17 protein-coding genes and 1 pseudogene are annotated in these 16,172 nt (G+C 76.2%); 6 read left to right on the top strand and 12 right to left on the bottom strand.

The features are described from left to right. Nucleotides 1–252: 252 nt before the first annotated feature. The 9 genes and pseudogenes from GCU56_RS25390 to GCU56_RS20645 all read right to left on the bottom strand — a co-directional run. A pseudogene (locus GCU56_RS25390) lies at nucleotides 253–1,956 on the bottom strand (ComEC/Rec2 family competence protein); the annotation flags it as partial. 407 nt (nucleotides 1,957–2,363) lie between these two features. Beyond that, entirely contained in the window at nucleotides 2,364–3,200 is an 837-nt protein-coding gene (locus GCU56_RS20680) for a helix-hairpin-helix domain-containing protein (protein WP_163483819.1), read from the bottom strand. A gap of 141 nt (nucleotides 3,201–3,341) precedes the next feature. After that, nucleotides 3,342–4,259, bottom strand: coding sequence for a DegV family protein (locus tag GCU56_RS20675; RefSeq protein ID WP_163483817.1), 918 nt, complete (start codon nucleotides 4,257–4,259; stop codon nucleotides 3,342–3,344). 68 nt (nucleotides 4,260–4,327) lie between these two features. Then, nucleotides 4,328–5,062, bottom strand: a complete 735-nt coding sequence (locus GCU56_RS20670) for a histidine phosphatase family protein (RefSeq protein WP_163483815.1) — start codon at nucleotides 5,060–5,062, stop codon at nucleotides 4,328–4,330. Continuing rightward, entirely contained in the window at nucleotides 5,059–5,628 is a 570-nt protein-coding gene (gene rsfS, locus GCU56_RS20665; protein ID WP_163483813.1) for a ribosome silencing factor, read from the bottom strand. The genes GCU56_RS20670 and rsfS overlap by 4 nt, the downstream gene beginning before the upstream one ends. After that, nucleotides 5,625–6,362 (bottom strand): nicotinate-nucleotide adenylyltransferase, encoded by a 738-nt coding sequence (nadD, locus tag GCU56_RS20660; protein WP_345771979.1) that lies wholly within the window; start codon nucleotides 6,360–6,362, stop codon nucleotides 5,625–5,627. Before nadD ends, rsfS begins: the two co-directional genes overlap by 4 nt. 276 nt (nucleotides 6,363–6,638) lie before the next feature. Continuing rightward, nucleotides 6,639–8,072 (bottom strand): vWA domain-containing protein, encoded by a 1,434-nt coding sequence (locus GCU56_RS20655; RefSeq protein WP_163483811.1) that lies wholly within the window; start codon nucleotides 8,070–8,072, stop codon nucleotides 6,639–6,641. Next, complete coding sequence (locus tag GCU56_RS20650) at nucleotides 8,072–8,959, bottom strand: AAA family ATPase (RefSeq protein ID WP_163483809.1); 888 nt, start codon at nucleotides 8,957–8,959, stop codon at nucleotides 8,072–8,074. The genes GCU56_RS20655 and GCU56_RS20650 overlap by 1 nt, the downstream gene beginning before the upstream one ends. A 37-nt stretch (nucleotides 8,960–8,996) precedes the next feature. Continuing rightward, the gene (locus GCU56_RS20645; protein WP_163483807.1) at nucleotides 8,997–10,250 is read right to left on the bottom strand and encodes a glutamate-5-semialdehyde dehydrogenase; all 1,254 of its coding nucleotides are present in this window, start codon (nucleotides 10,248–10,250) and stop codon (nucleotides 8,997–8,999) included. Between the two features lie 73 nt (nucleotides 10,251–10,323). Here GCU56_RS20645 and GCU56_RS20640 point away from each other — a divergent pair, with 73 nt between their 5' ends. The 4 genes from GCU56_RS20640 (at nucleotide 10,324) to GCU56_RS20625 (ending at nucleotide 13,594) form a co-directional block, all read left to right on the top strand. Beyond that, entirely contained in the window at nucleotides 10,324–11,301 is a 978-nt protein-coding gene (locus GCU56_RS20640) for a metal ABC transporter substrate-binding protein (protein WP_163483805.1), read from the top strand. After that, nucleotides 11,298–12,083 carry a metal ABC transporter ATP-binding protein gene (locus tag GCU56_RS20635; protein ID WP_163483803.1) on the top strand — a complete coding sequence of 262 codons (786 nt, stop codon included), beginning with the start codon at nucleotides 11,298–11,300 and terminating at the stop codon, nucleotides 12,081–12,083. Before GCU56_RS20640 ends, GCU56_RS20635 begins: the two co-directional genes overlap by 4 nt. A 1-nt stretch (nucleotide 12,084) precedes the next feature. Next, complete coding sequence (locus GCU56_RS20630) at nucleotides 12,085–13,107, top strand: iron chelate uptake ABC transporter family permease subunit (RefSeq protein WP_163483801.1); 1,023 nt, start codon at nucleotides 12,085–12,087, stop codon at nucleotides 13,105–13,107. 73 nt (nucleotides 13,108–13,180) lie between these two features. Next, the gene (locus GCU56_RS20625; protein WP_163483800.1) at nucleotides 13,181–13,594 is read left to right on the top strand and encodes a transcriptional repressor; all 414 of its coding nucleotides are present in this window, start codon (nucleotides 13,181–13,183) and stop codon (nucleotides 13,592–13,594) included. A 4-nt stretch (nucleotides 13,595–13,598) separates the two neighbouring features. Here GCU56_RS20625 and GCU56_RS20620 read toward each other — a convergent pair whose 3' ends face one another. Further along, nucleotides 13,599–14,045, bottom strand: coding sequence for a MarR family winged helix-turn-helix transcriptional regulator (locus GCU56_RS20620; RefSeq protein WP_345771978.1), 447 nt, complete (start codon nucleotides 14,043–14,045; stop codon nucleotides 13,599–13,601). Between the two features lie 70 nt (nucleotides 14,046–14,115). Between GCU56_RS20620 and GCU56_RS20615 the strand changes: the two genes are divergently transcribed. Both GCU56_RS20615 and GCU56_RS20610 read left to right on the top strand, forming a co-directional pair. Continuing rightward, nucleotides 14,116–14,760, top strand: coding sequence for a maleylpyruvate isomerase family mycothiol-dependent enzyme (locus GCU56_RS20615; RefSeq protein WP_163483799.1), 645 nt, complete (start codon nucleotides 14,116–14,118; stop codon nucleotides 14,758–14,760). Then, nucleotides 14,757–15,062 carry a hypothetical protein gene (locus tag GCU56_RS20610; RefSeq protein ID WP_163483798.1) on the top strand — a complete coding sequence of 102 codons (306 nt, stop codon included), beginning with the start codon at nucleotides 14,757–14,759 and terminating at the stop codon, nucleotides 15,060–15,062. The genes GCU56_RS20615 and GCU56_RS20610 overlap by 4 nt, the downstream gene beginning before the upstream one ends. Nucleotides 15,063–15,065: 3 nt before the next feature. Here GCU56_RS20610 and GCU56_RS20605 read toward each other — a convergent pair whose 3' ends face one another. Beyond that, nucleotides 15,066–15,638 (bottom strand): GNAT family N-acetyltransferase, encoded by a 573-nt coding sequence (locus GCU56_RS20605; RefSeq protein ID WP_345771977.1) that lies wholly within the window; start codon nucleotides 15,636–15,638, stop codon nucleotides 15,066–15,068. A 50-nt stretch (nucleotides 15,639–15,688) separates the two neighbouring features. Then, the gene (gene def / locus GCU56_RS20600) at nucleotides 15,689–16,171 is read right to left on the bottom strand and encodes a peptide deformylase (RefSeq protein WP_163483796.1); all 483 of its coding nucleotides are present in this window, start codon (nucleotides 16,169–16,171) and stop codon (nucleotides 15,689–15,691) included. Nucleotide 16,172: the final 1 nt, after the last annotated feature.

Genomic DNA, 16,172 nt, shown 5'->3' with positions numbered 1-16,172 from the left:
GTCACCGCCGTCCGTGCGCTGCCGTTCGGCCGCGGAGCCCTCAGCCCGGGGACCGAGGGCGGCCACCCCCCAGTCGCCGGCGTCTCCGGCCACGGCCAGATCGCCCTCGCGATCGGTGCGGTGCACGCGTGCGCCGAGCTGGGCGAGCCAGGACAGCACCCGGCCCGTGGGGTGGCCGTAGGTGTTGTCCGCGCCGACGGACACCAGAGCCACCCGAGCCCCGGTGGCCGCGAGGAAGCCGCGGTCGGCGTCGGCACTGCCGTGGTGGGGCACCTTGAGCACGTCGGCTCCCAGGTCCACACCCCGCGCCACGATGCGGGCCTGTGCCTCGCCGCCCAGGTCGCCGGTGAGCAGCACCCGCAGCCCGTGCCGGGCGATCCGCACGACGAGCGAGAGGTCGTTCGGTTCGGCGGCCGCCGTGGCGATCTCCGGTGGTGGTGCCAGCACCTCGACGGCGGTCTCCCCCACCGTCCGGCGGTCCCCGGGGACGAGGACGACCTGCTCCGCGCCCGACCGGCGGACCAGGTGCTCCAGCCGGCCCGCGCGGTCGTCGGCCGGCGAGAGGGTCCCGGTGGCCACCACCCCGACGTCCCGGCCGGCGAGCGCTCCCGCCAGGCCGCCGACGTGGTCGGCGTCCAGGTGGCTGAGGAGGACCAACGGGAGGACCTCGATGCCGAGTCGGTCCAGACACCGGTCGACGGCGGCGACGTCCGGCCCGGCGTCCACCAGGACGCCCTCCCCCGGGGCGGTGGGCAGCACGAGGGCGTCGCCCTGCCCGACGTCACAGGCCACCAGCACCGTCCGGTCGGGCGGCCAGCCGCGGGTGACCTGCCGGATCGGCCACCCCACCACCACGACGCCCACGAGCACCGCGAGGCCCAGGGCTCGGAGCCGGGGGAAGCGCCAGAGCAGCCAGCCGGACCCGAGCAGGAGCACGGTCAGCAGGACCGCGCCCCGGGTTCCGCCCGGCCAGCCGGTCGCGCCGTCGGGCACGGCGGCCGCGTGCTGCGCGACGAGGACCAGCCAGCGCACCGGCCACCCGCCCAGCCACACCAGCGCGTCACCCAGCGCCGGCACCGTGACGGTCGCCACGGCGGCCAGCAGGCCGAGCACCGTGGCCGGGGGGACGGCGGGGGCGGCGAGCAGGTTGGCCGGCAGCGACACCGGGCTCACCAGCCCGGAGAGCGCGGCGATCAGCGGTGCGGTGCCCAGGCCCGCGGCCGCCGTGACCGCCAGCGCGTCGGCCACCAGCGGCGGGCAGCCGCGACCGCGCAGCCGCCGCGACCATCCGGGCGCCAGCAGCACGATGGCGGCGGTCGCGGCGACGGACAGGGCGAACCCCGCGTCCCGGGCCAGGCCCGGGTCGACCAGCAGCAACACGATGACCGCGGCGCCCAGTGCCGGCAGCGCCACCCTCGACCGCCCGGTCGCCAGCGCCAGCAGTGACACCGCGCCCATGGCCGCCGCCCGCACCACACTGGCGCTCGGCCGGGCCAGCACCACGAAGCCCACCAGCGCGACGACCGCCACCAGTGCCTGCACCCGCCGGTCGACCGCCCGACGCCGCAGGGGCGCGAGCACCCCGGTCAGCACGATGGCCACGTTGGCCCCCGACACCGCGGTGAGGTGGGCCAACCCGGCCCGCCGGAAGTCCTCGGTGAGCACCGGGTCCATCGCCCGGACGTCACCCACGACGAGGCCCGGGAGCAGGCCACCGGCCTCCGGGCCCAGCACCCGGAGAGCCGAGGAGGCCAGGCCGTCGCGGAGACTCCCGGCGGCCCGCTGCACCCACGGGGGCTCGCCCAGCAGGACCGGCGGCGCGCGGGCCGAGAGCCGGGCGACCAGTCCGTCCGCCGGATCGGCCGGCGAGACCGCCGCACGGACCCGCGCCGCCTGCCCCGGCAGCAGGCCGAGCCACTCCTCCGCCGGAGCGAAGATCACGACATCGGCGTCCATCACGGTCCGGCTGCCCGCGCCGTGCAGGACGGTCACCGCGGCATCGACGACGATCCGCGGCGGGCCGGCGCCGCGGACCCGCCGCGGATCCCCGGCGAGCTCCAGGTCGACCACCACCGTCCCCCGGGCCTCCGCGACCGGGGTCAGGGGGGACGTCTCCCGGGCGGCGGCCCGCACCGCGGAGGTGGCGCCGGTGACCGCGATCGCGGCCAGGACACCGAGCAGGACGACGGCCGCGGTGGACCGTCGCCGCCGGACTCCCAGCGCCGCCCCGGCACCGGCCAGGAGGGCCGAACCGCCCAGGACCACGGGCGGCAGCAACGGCGACAGGAGGGTGGCGACCCACACGGTCGCCGCGGCCGGCCCCAGCCGCAGGTCGACCCAGGCCCAGCGCCGGTCGGCGACGCTCACACGGCCACCAGCTCGGCGAGGTCGGCGTAGATCGCCGGGCCGATCCCCGCGACGTCGTCGAGCTGCTCCACGGTGGTGAAGCGACCGTGCTGGGCCCGGTGGTCGACGATCCGCTGCGCCAGCACCGGCCCGATGCCGGGGAGCGCGTCGAGGTCGGCGGCGGTCGCGGCGTTGAGGTCGACCGGACCGGTGGCGGCGGCGCCGGTCGCGGGCGTCGAGCCGGCGACCGGGGCGGCTCCGGGGACGCCCACCGCGATCTGCTGGCCGTCGGTCACCACCGCGGCGAGGTTGACCGAGGCCGGGTCGGCCTCGGGCAACAGCCCGCCGGCCGACGCGACGGCGTCGGCCACCCGCGAGCCCCCGGGGAGGGTCACCAGGCCGGGGCGGGCGACGAGGCCCACCACGGACACGACCACCGGGGTGGAGGTGCCCGGCACCGCGCCCACCGACGGGGTGGCGGGCGCCGTCCCGGGCGGTGCCGGGGTCGACTGGCGGGCCGGCGCGTCCGGCGCCGGCTGCACCTGCGGTCGGTCGACCCAGGTCAGCACCGCGACGAGGACGGCGGCGATCAGCCCGGCGGCCCACAGCGCCCATGCCCCCCGCCGGCCCGGGTCCAGCCGCACGGCGGCGCCGGGAGCGCGGTGCCGCCCGATGCCTCCGGGCAGGCCGCCGTCAGGGTCCTCGGCCTCGTCCGGCTCCACCTCACCGCCCGGCCGGTCCGGTGCTCCGTCGTCAGGGACCCAGCCCGCCGGCGGACCGCCCTCCTGCAGCAGCGCGCGCAGGCGGGCACGGATCAGGTCGGCGTCGTCACCGGCGCGGGAGAGGAGGCGCACCGGCCGGACGCTAGGGCGGCGCCGGCCGGACCGGAGCCGGCCCGGGGAGGTTGTGGACGGGCGCACGGCCTGTGGACGGCGGCGGCCGCGCGGTCGGCCGCCGGGTCGACGCTGTGCCCCGTGACCACCCGACCGCCTCGCTCAGGCGTCCTCCGCACCCTCGGCCGGTTCCTCCGCCGGGCCCTCGGACGCGAGCGGGGGCGACCCCAGGAGGGACATCGGCGCGACGACGAGGCCCACCGCTCCCGGGCCCACGTGCGCCCCGATCGCGGCACCCAGTTCGCTGACGAACAGCTCGGCCAGCCCGGGCAGCCGGTCCGCCAGGTCGGCGGCCAGCCGCTCGGCCCGCTCGGGGGCCGCGAGGTGGTGGACGGCGACGGCCACCGGCGCGCCATCGGCCGCCTCCACCGCCCGCTGCACGAGGCGGGCGAGCGCGCGGGTGGAGGTGCGCACCTTCTCCAGCGGCACCACCCGGCCCTCGGACATGTGCAGCACCGGCTTGACCGCCAGCGCGGTACCGATCATGGAGGCGGCCGAGCCGATCCGTCCGCCGCGGCGCAGGTGCTCCAGGGTGTCGACGACGAAGAGGGTGCGGGTGGCCGCCGCGGTGTCGCGCGCGGCGGTGGCGACGGCGCCGGCGTCGGCACCGGCCGCGGCGGCACGGGCGGCGGCGAGCACGGCGAACCCGCACCCCATCGCCGCCGACCGGGAGTCGACGACGGTCACGATGTGCTCGCCGACCTGCGCGGCGGCCAGCCGGGCGGCGTCCACGGTGCCCGAGAGCTCGGCCGACAGGTGCACCGACACGATCCGGTCCGCACCGCCGGCCAGCCGGCGCCGGTAGGCACTGACGAAGTCCCCGGGGGTCGGCCGGGACGTGGAGACCTTCTGGCCGCGGACGGCCAGCGCGCGGGCCACGTCCGCCGGCCCGATCTCCTGCCCCTCCCGTCCGGAGTGACCGGCCATGACCACGTACAACGGGACGACGTCGACGGCGTACTGCGCGACGACGTCGGGGGGCAGGTAGGCCGTGGAGTCGGTGACCACGGCGACGGGCATCCGGCGAGGCTAGCCCGAGCGGCGGCGCGCCCGGGCCCGGTCCCCCGCGGCAGCGGCGGACCGGCGGGTCAGAGGACGGCGTCGGCGTCCTGTGCGGGGGCGTCCTCGTCGGGCCTGGCCCCCGAGCGCCCGGCCCCCTCGACCAGGGCCGAGGAGGCCGGCCGCGCCGGGATCGTCGGCGCGGTGTGGTTGTGGCGGAGCAGCCGCCACTGGTCCCGCTGCACGGCCAGCTCGCTCCAGGCGCAGTTGCCCAGCGGGCCGAACAGCCGACGGTGCTCTGGCCCCAGCCCCAGCAGGGCCTCCATCAGCCGGGCGGCGGTCCCCCCGTGCGTGACGACGACGGCCACCGGCGCCTCGGGCAGGGCGCGCAGAGCGGCGAGGGCGCGGACCGGCACGTCCGCCGGGTCCTCCCCGCCCCGGCCCCGGACCGGTCGGCCGGCCAGCCAGTCGGCGTACTGCTCGGGGTGGTGCTCGGCGACCTCCTTCCGGGTCAGCCCCTCCCACGAGCCCATGCCGAACTCGCGCAGTCGCTCGTCCACCCGCAGCGGCACCCCGAGGAGGGAGGTGAGCGCCGTGGCGGTGTCCGTGGCGCGCTGGAGGGGGCTCGAGACCACGACCGCGCCCTCGTCGGGCAGCCCGGCAGCCGCCAGGTGGGGCGCGGCCAGTGCGGCCTGGCGGCGGCCCTCGTCATCGAGGGGCGGGTCCAGCTGCCCCTGGAACCGGCCGGCGGCGTTCCACGCCGTCCGCCCGTGCCGCCAGATGACCAGGCGCGGGACGGGCAACGGCGGAACGGCACCGGTCACCGGCCGGTCGCCTCCGGACCGGCCGGGTCCTCGACCGCCTGCGTCCCGGGCTCGGACCCGGCGGTCCCGGAGTCGCCGGCGGGTGCCGGGGGCAACGGCGTCGGGTCGGCGCTGGCGGGGTCGATGTCGTCGGTGGACAGCGTCCCCGCGGCGCCGTTCGTGGCGCCGTTCGTGGCGCTGGTGGCGGCCCCGCCGCCGGACGGCGCAGAACTGTCGGTGAACGGGATCGTCGGGCAGTCCTTCCACAGCCGTTCGAGGGCGTAGTAGGCCCGCTCCTCGGCGTGCTGCACGTGGACCACGACGTCGACGAAGTCGAGCAGCACCCAGCGGGACTCGGCGACGCCCTCGCGGCGCACCGGCTTCACCCCGTGCTGGCGCAGCCGCTCCTCGACCTCGTCGACGATGGCCTGCACCTGCCGCTCGTTGGGGGCCGACGCGAGCACGAAGGCGTCGGTGATCGCCAGCCGGTCGCTGACGTCGACGATCGACACGTTGGTTGCCAGCTTGTCAGCGGCTGCCTGGGCGGCGAGCAGTGCGGTCTCCCGCGCCTCGGACGAGGCGGTCATCGGGGTACCTCCTGGAGATGGGGGGACGGCGGGTCCTGAGACGGCCCGTCGGGAGGCGCTGCGGAGGCCGGTGCCCGGTCGTGCTCGGGACGGTCCGCCGGCGCCGGTGGGTGGTGGGCGATGCCCTCGCGGGTGGGCCGGACGCCCCGGCCGCGGTAGAGGCCGCGCTTCTCGATGTACTGCACCACGCCGTCGGGGACGAGGTACCAGACCGGCATGCCCCGGCTCACCCGGTCGCGGCAGTCACTGGAACTGATCGCCAGCGCCGGGACCTCGACCAGGCTCACCACGCCCTCGGGCAGGTGTGAGTCGCCGAGGTCGAACCCGGGCCGGGTGACACCGATGAAGTGCGCCAGCTCGAAGCAGCGGTCGCTGTGCCGCCACCCCAGGATCTGGGACAGCGCGTCGGCGCCGGTGATGAAGAACAGCTCGTCGTCGGGCCGCTGCCGGCGCAGGTCCAGCAGCGTGTCGATCGTGTAGGTGGGGCCGCCTCGGTCGATGTCGACGCGGCTGACCGAGAAGCGCGGGTTGGAGGCGGTGGCGACCACGGTCATGAGGTAGCGGTCCTCGGCCGGGCTCACCTCGCGTTCGCTCTTCTGCCACGGTTCACCGGTCGGGACGAAGACGACCTCGTCCAATCCGAAGAGCACGGCGACCTCGCTCGCCGCGACCAGGTGCCCGTGGTGGACGGGATCGAACGTCCCACCCATCACCCCGATCCGCCGGCCAGCCACCGATCGAGCCTAACCGGGCCGCCGGGGACCGGCCCGCGAGGTCCGGCCCCGGCCGTCCGGGTCCGGCCCCGAGCCCGCGAGGCCCGGCCCCGAGCCCGCGAGGTCCGGCCTGGCCGGCGAGGCGGACCGGCGCCCCCGTGCCGCCGGTCGCGGCGCGCACCGGCCGGGAGCAGGGGCCGGGGCGCGCCGGCACCGGGGCGGAGCCCGGCACCGGACTGTCCAACGCCCGAGCCCTCGATCGGTTACGCGCTCGCCCAGCCGAACCCGCGGGAGGAGTCAGAGGGTGGTCACGAAGTCGGCGAGCTGGGCGGCGTTGCGGCACTCCACCATGCCGATCACCTCGCCGTACCGGTCGGCCGCCGAGTCCCCGCTCCCCCAGAGCCGCCGCGGCTCGGGGTTGAGCCAGTACGCCGATCGCGCGCGGCGGACCAGGTCGGCCAGGACCGGCAGGCCCGGCTGGCGGTAGTTGGTCCGCCCGTCGCCGAGGACCAGCAGCGACGACTTCGGCCCTACGGCAGCGGGCCACCGGTCGGCGAAGACCTCGAACGCGGTGCCGTAGTCGCTGTGCCCGTCGAAGCCCACGACGTCGGCCTCCCGGCCGATCCGGGCGACGGCGTCGGCGACGTCGGCACCGGGCCGGAAGAAGCGGGTCACCTCGTCGGTGGTGTCGACGAAGGCGAAGGCCCGCACCCCGGAGAAGTGCTCACGCAGGGCCTGGGTGAGCATCAGGGTGAAGTGGCTGAACCCGGCGACCGAGCCGCTCACGTCGCAGAGCACCACCAGCTCGGGCTTGTGCACCTTCCGCGGGCGGTGGTGGGTGACCACCGGTACGCCGCCGGTGCCCAGCGACGCCCGGACGGTCCGCCGGAAGTCCAGCCGCCCCTCCCGGCCCAGCCGCCGGCGGGCCGACAGCCGCACGGCCAGTCGCCGGGCCAGCGGGCCCACCGTCCGGCGCAGCTCGGCGAGGTCGGCCTGCTGGGCGCGGAGGAACTCCACCTGGTCGGCCAGCGGCCGCACCGCGTTCTTCGCGACCCGGTCCCGTCCCCGCTCGGCCGCCGTCCGCCGGCGGACCTCGGCCTCCACCGCGGCCCGGAAGGCCGCCAGCCGCTCCCGCACCGTCTGCCGCGCCACCTGCTCGGCCAGCCCACCGCGCTCGCCGTCCCCGAGGAGCCCGGCGAGCAGCTGGGCGATCAGGGTGTCCGGGGAGAGCGCCCGCATGACCCGGTAGCTGAAGAAGGACTGCCCCGACGGCGAGGGGGACGCCCGCCCCAGCCGGTCCACCACCTCGCGGGCGAAGCGGCGCAGCGCCTCCTCGTCCCCCTCCAGCAGCAACCGCGCCAGCCGGTCGCGCAGCAGCTGGGCGAGGTCGCCGGGGTCCGTGTCGGGCGCGTCGAGGGTGGACTCGCCCGACGGGTCGGCGCGGTCCTCGTCGTCCTCGGGAACGGCGACCGGCCGGTCGCCCAGCGGCCACCACAGGTCGAACAGCACGTCGTAGGCCGGCCGCTGCGCCGCCCGCTGCAGCAGCACCGCGGCCAGCCCGTGGCGCAGCTGCTCGCGGTCGAGCAGCTCGACCACGGTGAGGATCTCGGCGGCGTCCACCGCCTGGCTGATGCCCACGGGGATGCCGGCGTCGCGGACGGCGCGGACGAAGCCGTCCAGGTGCCCGGCCAGGCCACCCGGTGCGGCCGCGGAGCCGGCGGGCGCGGTCATCAGTTCAGCCGCAGCTCGGCGGCGGCCCGCTGCTGGTCACTGGCGTGCTTGAGCACCACGCCCAGCGTCGAGCGCACCGCCGACTCGTCGAGGGTGTCCAGCCCCAGCTCGAGCAGCGTCTGCGCCCAGTCGAGGGTCTCCGAGATCGACGGCGACTTCTTCAGCTCCAGCGCCCGCAGCGCCCGGATGGTGCGGACCAGCTGCTCGGCCAGCCCCGGCGCGAGGTCGGGCACCCGGGAGAGCACGATCTCCCGCTCCCGCTCCGCCGACGGGTAGTCCAGCGCCAGGTACAGACAGCGCCGCTTGAGCGCCTCCGACAGCTCCCGGGTGGCGTTGGAGGTCAGCACCACCATCGGCCGGCGGGTGGCGGTCACGGTGCCGAGCTCGGGGATGGTGACCTGGAAGTCCGACAGCACCTCGAGCAACAGCCCCTCGACCTCGACGTCGGCCTTGTCGGTCTCGTCGATGAGCAGCACGGTCGGCTCGGTGCGTCGGATGGCGGTGAGCAGCGGCCGGGCGAGCAGGAACTCCTCCCCGAAGATGTCGTCGTGGACGGTGTCCCAGTCCGCGCCGCCCGTGCCCTGCGCCGCCTGGATCCGCAGCAGTTGCTTCTTGTAGTTCCACTCGTAGAGCGCCCGGGCCTCGTCCAGCCCCTCGTAGCACTGCAGCCGGATCAGCTCCGACCCGGTCGCGGCCGCCAGTGCCTTGGCCAGCTCGGTCTTCCCGGTGCCGGCCGGACCCTCCACGAGCAGCGGCTTGCCCAGCCGGTCGGCGAGGAAGACGGTCGTGGCGATCTGCGCGTCGGGCAGGTACCCGGCGGTGGACAGCCGCTTGCCGACGTCGGCGACCGAGGAGAACTGCGGGGACTGCGACGGCGGACGGGGCATGCGGCTCCCCTTCGGGGGTGGCGGGGCGGAGCGGCGGTCAGCGGGTGTGGCCGCTGCCGGTCACGACGTAGGTGGTGGAGGTCAGCTCGGGCAGGCCGAGCGGGCCCCGCGCGTGCAGCTTCTGCGTGGAGATGCCGATCTCGGCGCCGAAGCCGAACTCGCCGCCGTCGGTGAACCGGGTCGAGGCGTTGACCAGCACCGCGGCGGCGTCCACCCCGGCGGTGAACTCGGCGATGGCCCGGGCGGAGTCGGCGACGATGGCCTCGCTGTGCCCGGTCCCCCACCGCTCGATGTGGTCCAGCGCCTGCGGGAGGTCGTCGACGACCCGCACCGCCATGTCCATCGACAGGTACTCGGTGCCCCAGTCCTCGTCGGTCGCCGGCACCACCGCGGCGGAGGCGGCCAGGGCCGCGGGGTCCCCGTGCAGGGTCACCCCGGCCTCGGCGAGCGCGGACAGCAGCCGGGGCAGGAAGGGGACGTCGCGGTGCACCAGCAGCGTCTCCGCGGAGTTGCAGACGCTCACCCGGTGGGTCTTGGAGTTGAGCACGATGGCCTCGGCGATCGCGGGGTCGGCCGAGGCGTCGACGTAGACGTGGCAGTTGCCCTCGCCGGTCTCGATCACCGGCACGCGCGACTCACGGACCACCCGCTGGATCAGCGAGGCCCCTCCGCGCGGGATGACCACGTCGACCAGCCCGCGGGCGTTCAGCAGCTCGCCGACCGACGCGCGGTCGGCCGGCAGCAGCTCGATCGACCCGGAGGGCAGCCCCGCCTTCTCGGCCGCCTCGGTCAGGACGGCGACCAGTGCGGTGTTGGTGCGGAAGGCCGACGCGGAGCCGCGCAGCAGCGCCGCGTTGCCGCTCTTGAGGCAGAGCCCCGCGGCGTCCACGGTCACGTTGGGCCGGGCCTCGTAGACGATGCCGACCACCCCGAGGGGCACCCGCACCTGGCGCAGCTGCAGTCCGTTGGCCAGCGTCGAGCCGCGGACGACGTCCCCCACCGGGTCGGGCAGCGCCACCAGTTCGCGCAGCGCAGCGGCGACGCCGGCCAGCCGCGGGGCGTCCAGCCGCAGCCGGTCGAGCACCGACGCGGGCGTGCCGGCAGCGGCGGCGGCCTCGACGTCGACGGCGTTGGCGGCCAGCACCTCATCGGTGCGCTCGACCAGCGCGTCGGCCATGGCACGCAGCGCGGCGTCCTTGGTGTCGGTGGGCAGGGTGCGCAGCACCCGGGCGGCGGCGCGGGCACGCAGCGCCGCGGCCCCGATCAGCGGCAGGCCGGAGACGTCGGACACGCCCGCGAGGGTACGCGGGGAGCACGCGGCCCTCCCCGCCTCCTCGCCTCGCCGGTATGCGAGAATGATTCTCATGAACACCGCAATGCGCCGCTCGACCATCGTCGCGGTGACCTCGGCCGCGACCCTGCTGCTCGCCGGCTGCGGCGGCTCCGAGGAGGCCTCCGGCGGCGGCGGGCTCACCGTGGTCGCCGGCTTCTACCCCCTGGAGTGGGCCGCCGCGAGGGTCGGCGGCGACCGCGTCGACGTCTCCTCGCTCACCCCACCGGGCGCCGAGGCCCACGACCTGGAGCTGACCCCGCAGGACGTCGCCGCGGTCGCCGAGGCGGACCTGCTCGTCTACCTGGACGGTTTCCAGCCCGCGCTCGACGAGGCGGCGGGGTCGGAGGCCGCCGACACCAGCTGGGACGCCGGTCAGGCCGCGGACCTGTCCCTGACCGCCGCCGACGACCACGGGCACGAGCACGAGGGCGAGGGCGAGGAGCCCGAGGGCGAGGAGCCCGAGGGCGAGCAGCACGGCGACGAGGAGCCGGTCGATCCGCACTTCTGGCTCGACCCCATCCGGCTGGCCGCCGTCGGGGACGCCGTCGCCGACCGCCTCGCCGTACTCGACCCGGACGGCGGCGCCACCTACGAGGAGAACGCCGCCGCCCTGCGCGCGGACCTCGAAGCCCTCGACGCCGAGATGCAGGCAGGCCTCGGTGACTGCGCCGTCGACACCCTGGTCACCTCGCACGACGCCTTCGGCTACCTGGCCGACCGTTACGGTCTCGAGGTGGTCGGCATCAGCGGGCTCAGCCCCTCGCAGGAGCCCGACCCCGCACAGCTGGCCGAGATCTCCACGCTGGTGCGCGAGCGCGGGGTGACCACCGTCTACACCGAGACCCTCGTCGACCCGGCGGTCGCGGAGACCGTCGCCGACGAGGCCGGGGTCGAGACCGCGGTGCTCGACCCCCTCGAGGGGCTGACCGACGACTCGGCCGGCGCCGACTACCTCGAGGTCATGCGCGCGAACCTGGTCACCCTGCAGGAGGGACAGTCCTGCGCATGACCGCACCCGCCCTCCAGCTCCGGGACGCCAGCATCGGCTACGGCGACGTGGCGATCGTCCGGGGCGTGGACCTCACCGTGGACCACGGGGAGGCGGTCGCCGTCCTCGGCTCCAACGGCTCCGGCAAGACGACGCTGGCCCGCGGCGTCCTGGGACTGGCGACCGTGCTGGGTGGGGACGTGCAGGTGCTCGGCGCGCCCGTCGGGCGGCTGCGCGAGCGCGGCCGGATCGGTTACGTGCCGCAGCGGCACACCGTCAGCGGCGCGGTGCCCGCGACGGTGCGGGAGGTCGTCGGCGTCGGGCGCCTCGCCCGGCTGGGGCTGTTCCGCCGGCTCCGGGCGGCCGACCGCAGCGCGGTCGCCGACGCGGTGGCCGCCGTCGGCCTCGGCGACCGCCTGGGCGACCCGGTCGCCTCGCTGTCGGGTGGACAGCAGCGCCGTGTGCTGGTGGCCCGGGCCCTGGCCGCCGAACCCGAGCTGCTGATCATGGACGAGCCGACCGCGGGCGTGGACGCCGCCAGCCAGGAGGCGCTGGCCGCCGTCCTGGCCCGGGTGTCGGCCGCCGGGACCACACTGGTCGTGGTCACGCACGAGGCGGGCCCGCTGTCCGGCGTCCTGACCCGCGCGATCGCCGTCGACCACGGGCGGATCAGCTACGACGGCCCGCTCGCCGGCGCCGCACCGGACGGCGGCGGGCACCACCACCCCGGCGACCCCGACCGGCTGGAGCCGCCGCGCTACCGGCAGGACCAGCCGCGGGTGACGACGGACAGGAGGCGCTGACGTGGAGGTCCTCGAGTTCGGCTTCATGCAGCGGGCGCTGCTGGCCTCGCTCATGGTCGGCCTGGTGGCGCCCGCGGTGGGCGTCTTCCTCGTGCAGCGCCGGCTGTCGCTGCTCGGCGACGGCCTGGGCCACGTCGCCCTGACCGGCGTCGCGATCGGCGTCCTGACGTCGACGGCCCCGGTGGGGACGGCGCTGGTGGCGGCGATCCTGGGCGCGGTGCTGATCGAGCTGGTCCGGGCGCGCGGCCGCACCAGCGGCGACGTCGCGCTCGCCGTGCTGTTCTACGGCGGCATCGCCGGCGGCGTGGTGCTGCTCAGCCTCGCCCCGCGCGGGCAGGCGACCAACCTCGACGCCTACCTGTTCGGCGCGATCACCACGACCAGCACGGCCGACGTCGCGGTGTTCGCCGCGATCACCGTCGTCGTCCTCGCCGTCGTCTGGCTGCTGGGGCAGCGGCTCTACGCGGTCAGCGACGACGAGGAGTACGCCCGCGCCGTCGGCCTGCCGGTGCTGGCGCTCAACATCGTGCTGGCCGCGCTCGTCGCCTCGACCGTCGTGCTCTCGATGCGCGTCGTCGGGCTCCTGCTGATCAGCGCGCTGATGATCGTGCCGAGCGCCGTCGCCCAACTGCTGGCCCGCAGCTTCCGGCAGACCCTGTACCTGGCCTGCGGCATCGGCCTGGTGGTCAGCGTCAGCGGGACGACGGCGTCCTACTACACCGGCACCCCGTCGGGCGGCACCATCGTGCTGCTGGCCATCGCGCTGTTCCTGCTGGTGACCGCGGGGACGGCGGTCAGCGGCGCGACCGCGCGCCGCCGGCACCAGCGCCGCGCCGAGGTGCACGCCGCCCATCCGCACGAGCACGGCGAGAACTGCGGCCACCAACCGGTGCCGCACGGCGACCACGTCGACTACGACCACGACGGCCACCTGCACGCCGCGCACCGGACCGGCGCCGGCGTGCACTACGACGAGCACGGCCAGCACACCGCGCCCCCGGCCGGGACGGCGGGCCGCTCGTGACCGAGCTCGCGAGGTCACGCAGGAGCACAGCACCTGGGGACACGAGTCCGACGAGCGCCGGCGAGGTGGGCTCGTGACCCGCCCGGAGCCGGCCGAGGCGCCCCGTCGGCAGACCCGCCAGCGCAGCGCCGTCCTGACCCTGCTCGACGAGCTCGACGGCTTCGCCAGCGCCCAGGACCTGCACGCGATGCTCCGCCAGCGTGGTGACTCGGTGGGGCTGGCGACGGTCTACCGGGCCCTGCAGGCGCTCGTGGACGACGGCCTGGTCGACGTCCTCCGGGGCGGCGACGGGGAGGCCGCCTACCGGCGGTGCTCGCCGGTGCACCACCACCACCTCGTCTGCCGCTCGTGCGGCCGCACGGTGGAGGTCGCCGACCCGCCGGTGGAGCGCTGGGCGGCCCGCGTCGCCGCCGAGCACGGCTTCGCCGACGTGCAGCACCAGCTGGAGGTCTTCGGCACCTGCTCGGCCTGCACGGCGGCGCGCTGACGCCTCAGCGGTAGGGGTCGGTGATCTCGCGCAGCCGCTCCAGGGCCGCGCGCAGCTGGGCGGTGGCCTCCTCGCCCAGGTGGGCCGTCCACTCGGCCTCCACCTCGGCCTCCACCCGGCGGGCCAGGTGCACCACCTGCTCCCCGCGCTCGGCCATCCGGACCAGCCGGGCACGGCCGTCCGTCGGGTCGGGCACCCGCCGGACGTACCCGGACCGCTCGAGTTGGTCGACCAGGTGACCCGCGGTCTGCTTGGTCACCAGGGCCTGCTCGGCGAGGTCGGTGAGCCGGGTGCCGGCCGGGCCGATCCGGGCCGCGATCCGGCCCTGCGCCATGGTGATGTCGTCGAAACCGGCGGCGGCCAGCGTCGCGAGCAGGCGGGCCTCCATGGCCCGGTGGGGGTAGAAGCACAGCAGCCCCAGGTTCTGCCGTCCGTTCGGTTCCGCGGTCACTGCACCCCTTGACGATGGTCAGACCCTCTGACGAAAATGGTCAGGCGATCTTACTTCCTGAGGAGGGGTCATGGACCTCGACGACGTGTGGCGGACGATCGACGGAGAGCGGTCGAGCCTGGCCGACCTCCTGGAGGACCTCTCCCCGACCGAGTGGGGAACGCCCTCGCTGTGCGACGGCTGGCGGGTCGGCGACGTCGCGGTCCACCTCACCCAGGCGCACATGGGGCTCGCGGCCGCTCTGGTGGCCGCGGCCCGGGCGGGCGGCAGCTTCGACCGGATGATCCGGGACAGCGCGCTGCGCGCCGCCCCGCTGTCGCCCGCGGAGTGCGCGCGACGGCTGCGGGCGATGGTCGGCTCCCGGCGCACGGCACCGTTCATCACGCCCATGGAGCCGCTGACCGACGTCCTGGTGCACGGTCAGGACATCGCCCTGCCGCTGGGCCGGACGCGGCCGATGCCGCCGTCGGCCGCCGCCGCGTCGGCCCAGCGGGTCTGGGACACGGGTTTCCCCTTCCGTGCCCGACGCCGGTTGCGCGGGCTCCGCCTGTCGGCGACCGACACCGACTGGACCGTGGGGGACGGTGCCCCCGTCGAGGGTCCGATCACCGCACTGCTGCTGCTGGTCACCGGTCGCGAGGCCGCCCTCGACCAGCTCACCGGGGACGGCGTCCGCAGCCTGCGGCGCCGCGAGGAGACCAGGAGAGCGACATGACGTGGGGTGTGACCGTCGACGTCCCGGCACCGGTGGAGGTCTACGACGCCGTGCACGCCGAACTGCTGCGGCGCACGGGCGGCGCGGTCGAGGGCCTGCTCGTGCACCTGGCCCGGCCGACCGCCGGCGGCTTCCAGGTGGTCGAGGTCTGGGAGTCGCGCGCGGCGTTCGCACGCTACGAGGCCGAGGTGGTCGCCCCGGTGATGGCCGGGGTGGGCGGCCCGCCTCCGGCCGGGGCGCCGGTCGCGACGGAGTTCGACGTCCGCGGGCTGGTCCTGCCGCGCGGGGGTGTGGCGGTCTGAGGCTCAGCGGCCGCGGGCCAGCCGGTGCCGCAGGCCGGCCCGGACGGCGGGCCACTCCGAGTCGAGGATCGAGTAGACGACAGTGTCCCGCAGCGAGCCGTCGGGCAGCCGCCGGTGGTTGCGCAGGACGCCGTCCTGCTTGGCACCCAGCCGCTCGACCGCGGCCCGGGACCGCCGGTTGTGCCAGTGCGTCCGGAACTCGACCGCGATGCAGCCCAGGACGTCGAAGGCGTGACCGAGCAGCAGCAGCTTGCTCTCGGTGTTCACGCCGGTCCGCTGCGCCGAGGCCGCCGTCCAGGTGCCCCCGATCTCCAGCCGCGGCGCCTCGGGCTCGACGTTGAGGTAGGTGGTCATGCCCACGACCGCCCCGGCGGCGGACCGCACGGTGAACGGCAGCATCTCGCCCGCTGCCTGCCGCGCCAGCCGGGCGGAGATGTCGGCGGCCATCCCCTCCGGGTCGGGCACCGACGTGTACCAGAGCTCCCACAGCCGGCCGTCGCCGGCCGCGGCCACCAGTTCGTCGTGGTGCTCGGGACGCAGCGGCTCCAGGGTGACCAGCTCGCCGGTCAGCGTCACCGGGCTCGGCCAACGCGGCGGGTTCGGCCGGCTCACGGGGCTCGGCCGGCTCACCGGTCGCGCAGCGCCCGCAGCGCCGTCTTGCGCGCCTCGCCGGTCAGCCGGTCGATGAAGACCTTCCCGTCGAGGTGGTCGACCTCGTGCTGCAGCGCCCGCGCCATGAGCCCGGTCCCCTCCAGCCGCAGCGGCTCGCCGGAGACGTCGAAGCCCTCGGCCACGGCGTGCATCGCCCGCACCGTCGGCGCCCAGATGCCGGGGATGGACAGGCACCCCTCGTCGCCGTCCTGGGTCTCCTCGGACGACTCCACGATCCGGGGGTTCACCATGTGCCCGATGACGCCGTCCACGTTGTAGGCGAACACCCGCAGGCTGACGCCGATCTGCGGCCCGGCGACCCCGGCGCGGCCGGGGTTGTCCACGGTCTCCTCGAGGTCGCGCACCAGCGCGGCGAGCTCCCGGTCGAATGCCCGCACCTCGTCGGCGGGGGTGCGCAGCACGGGGTCCCCGAGCTCGCGGATCGGTCGGATGGTCACG

The sequence above is a fragment of the Geodermatophilus sabuli genome, assembly GCF_010686765.1.
Lineage (GTDB): Bacteria > Actinomycetota > Actinomycetes > Mycobacteriales > Geodermatophilaceae > Geodermatophilus > Geodermatophilus sabuli_A.
The sequence above is the reverse complement of the archived record's forward strand: the minus strand, read 5'-3'. Positions and strand labels throughout refer to the sequence as shown.

Excerpts from the sequence above, each read along its gene's own strand:
- GCU56_RS20615 (WP_163483799.1), top strand. The coding sequence starts at position 14,116 with ATGGACCTCGACGACGTGTGGCGGACGATCGACGGAGAGCGGTCGAGC.
- GCU56_RS20635 (WP_163483803.1), top strand. The coding sequence starts at position 11,298 with ATGACCGCACCCGCCCTCCAGCTCCGGGACGCCAGCATCGGCTACGGC.
- GCU56_RS20655 (WP_163483811.1), bottom strand. The coding sequence starts at position 8,072 with ATGACCGCGCCCGCCGGCTCCGCGGCCGCACCGGGTGGCCTGGCCGGG.
- GCU56_RS20610 (WP_163483798.1), top strand. The coding sequence starts at position 14,757 with ATGACGTGGGGTGTGACCGTCGACGTCCCGGCACCGGTGGAGGTCTAC.
- rsfS (WP_163483813.1), bottom strand. The coding sequence starts at position 5,628 with ATGACCGCCTCGTCCGAGGCGCGGGAGACCGCACTGCTCGCCGCCCAG.
- GCU56_RS20675 (WP_163483817.1), bottom strand. The coding sequence starts at position 4,259 with ATGCCCGTCGCCGTGGTCACCGACTCCACGGCCTACCTGCCCCCCGAC.
- GCU56_RS20650 (WP_163483809.1), bottom strand. The coding sequence starts at position 8,959 with ATGCCCCGTCCGCCGTCGCAGTCCCCGCAGTTCTCCTCGGTCGCCGAC.
- GCU56_RS20640 (WP_163483805.1), top strand. The coding sequence starts at position 10,324 with ATGAACACCGCAATGCGCCGCTCGACCATCGTCGCGGTGACCTCGGCC.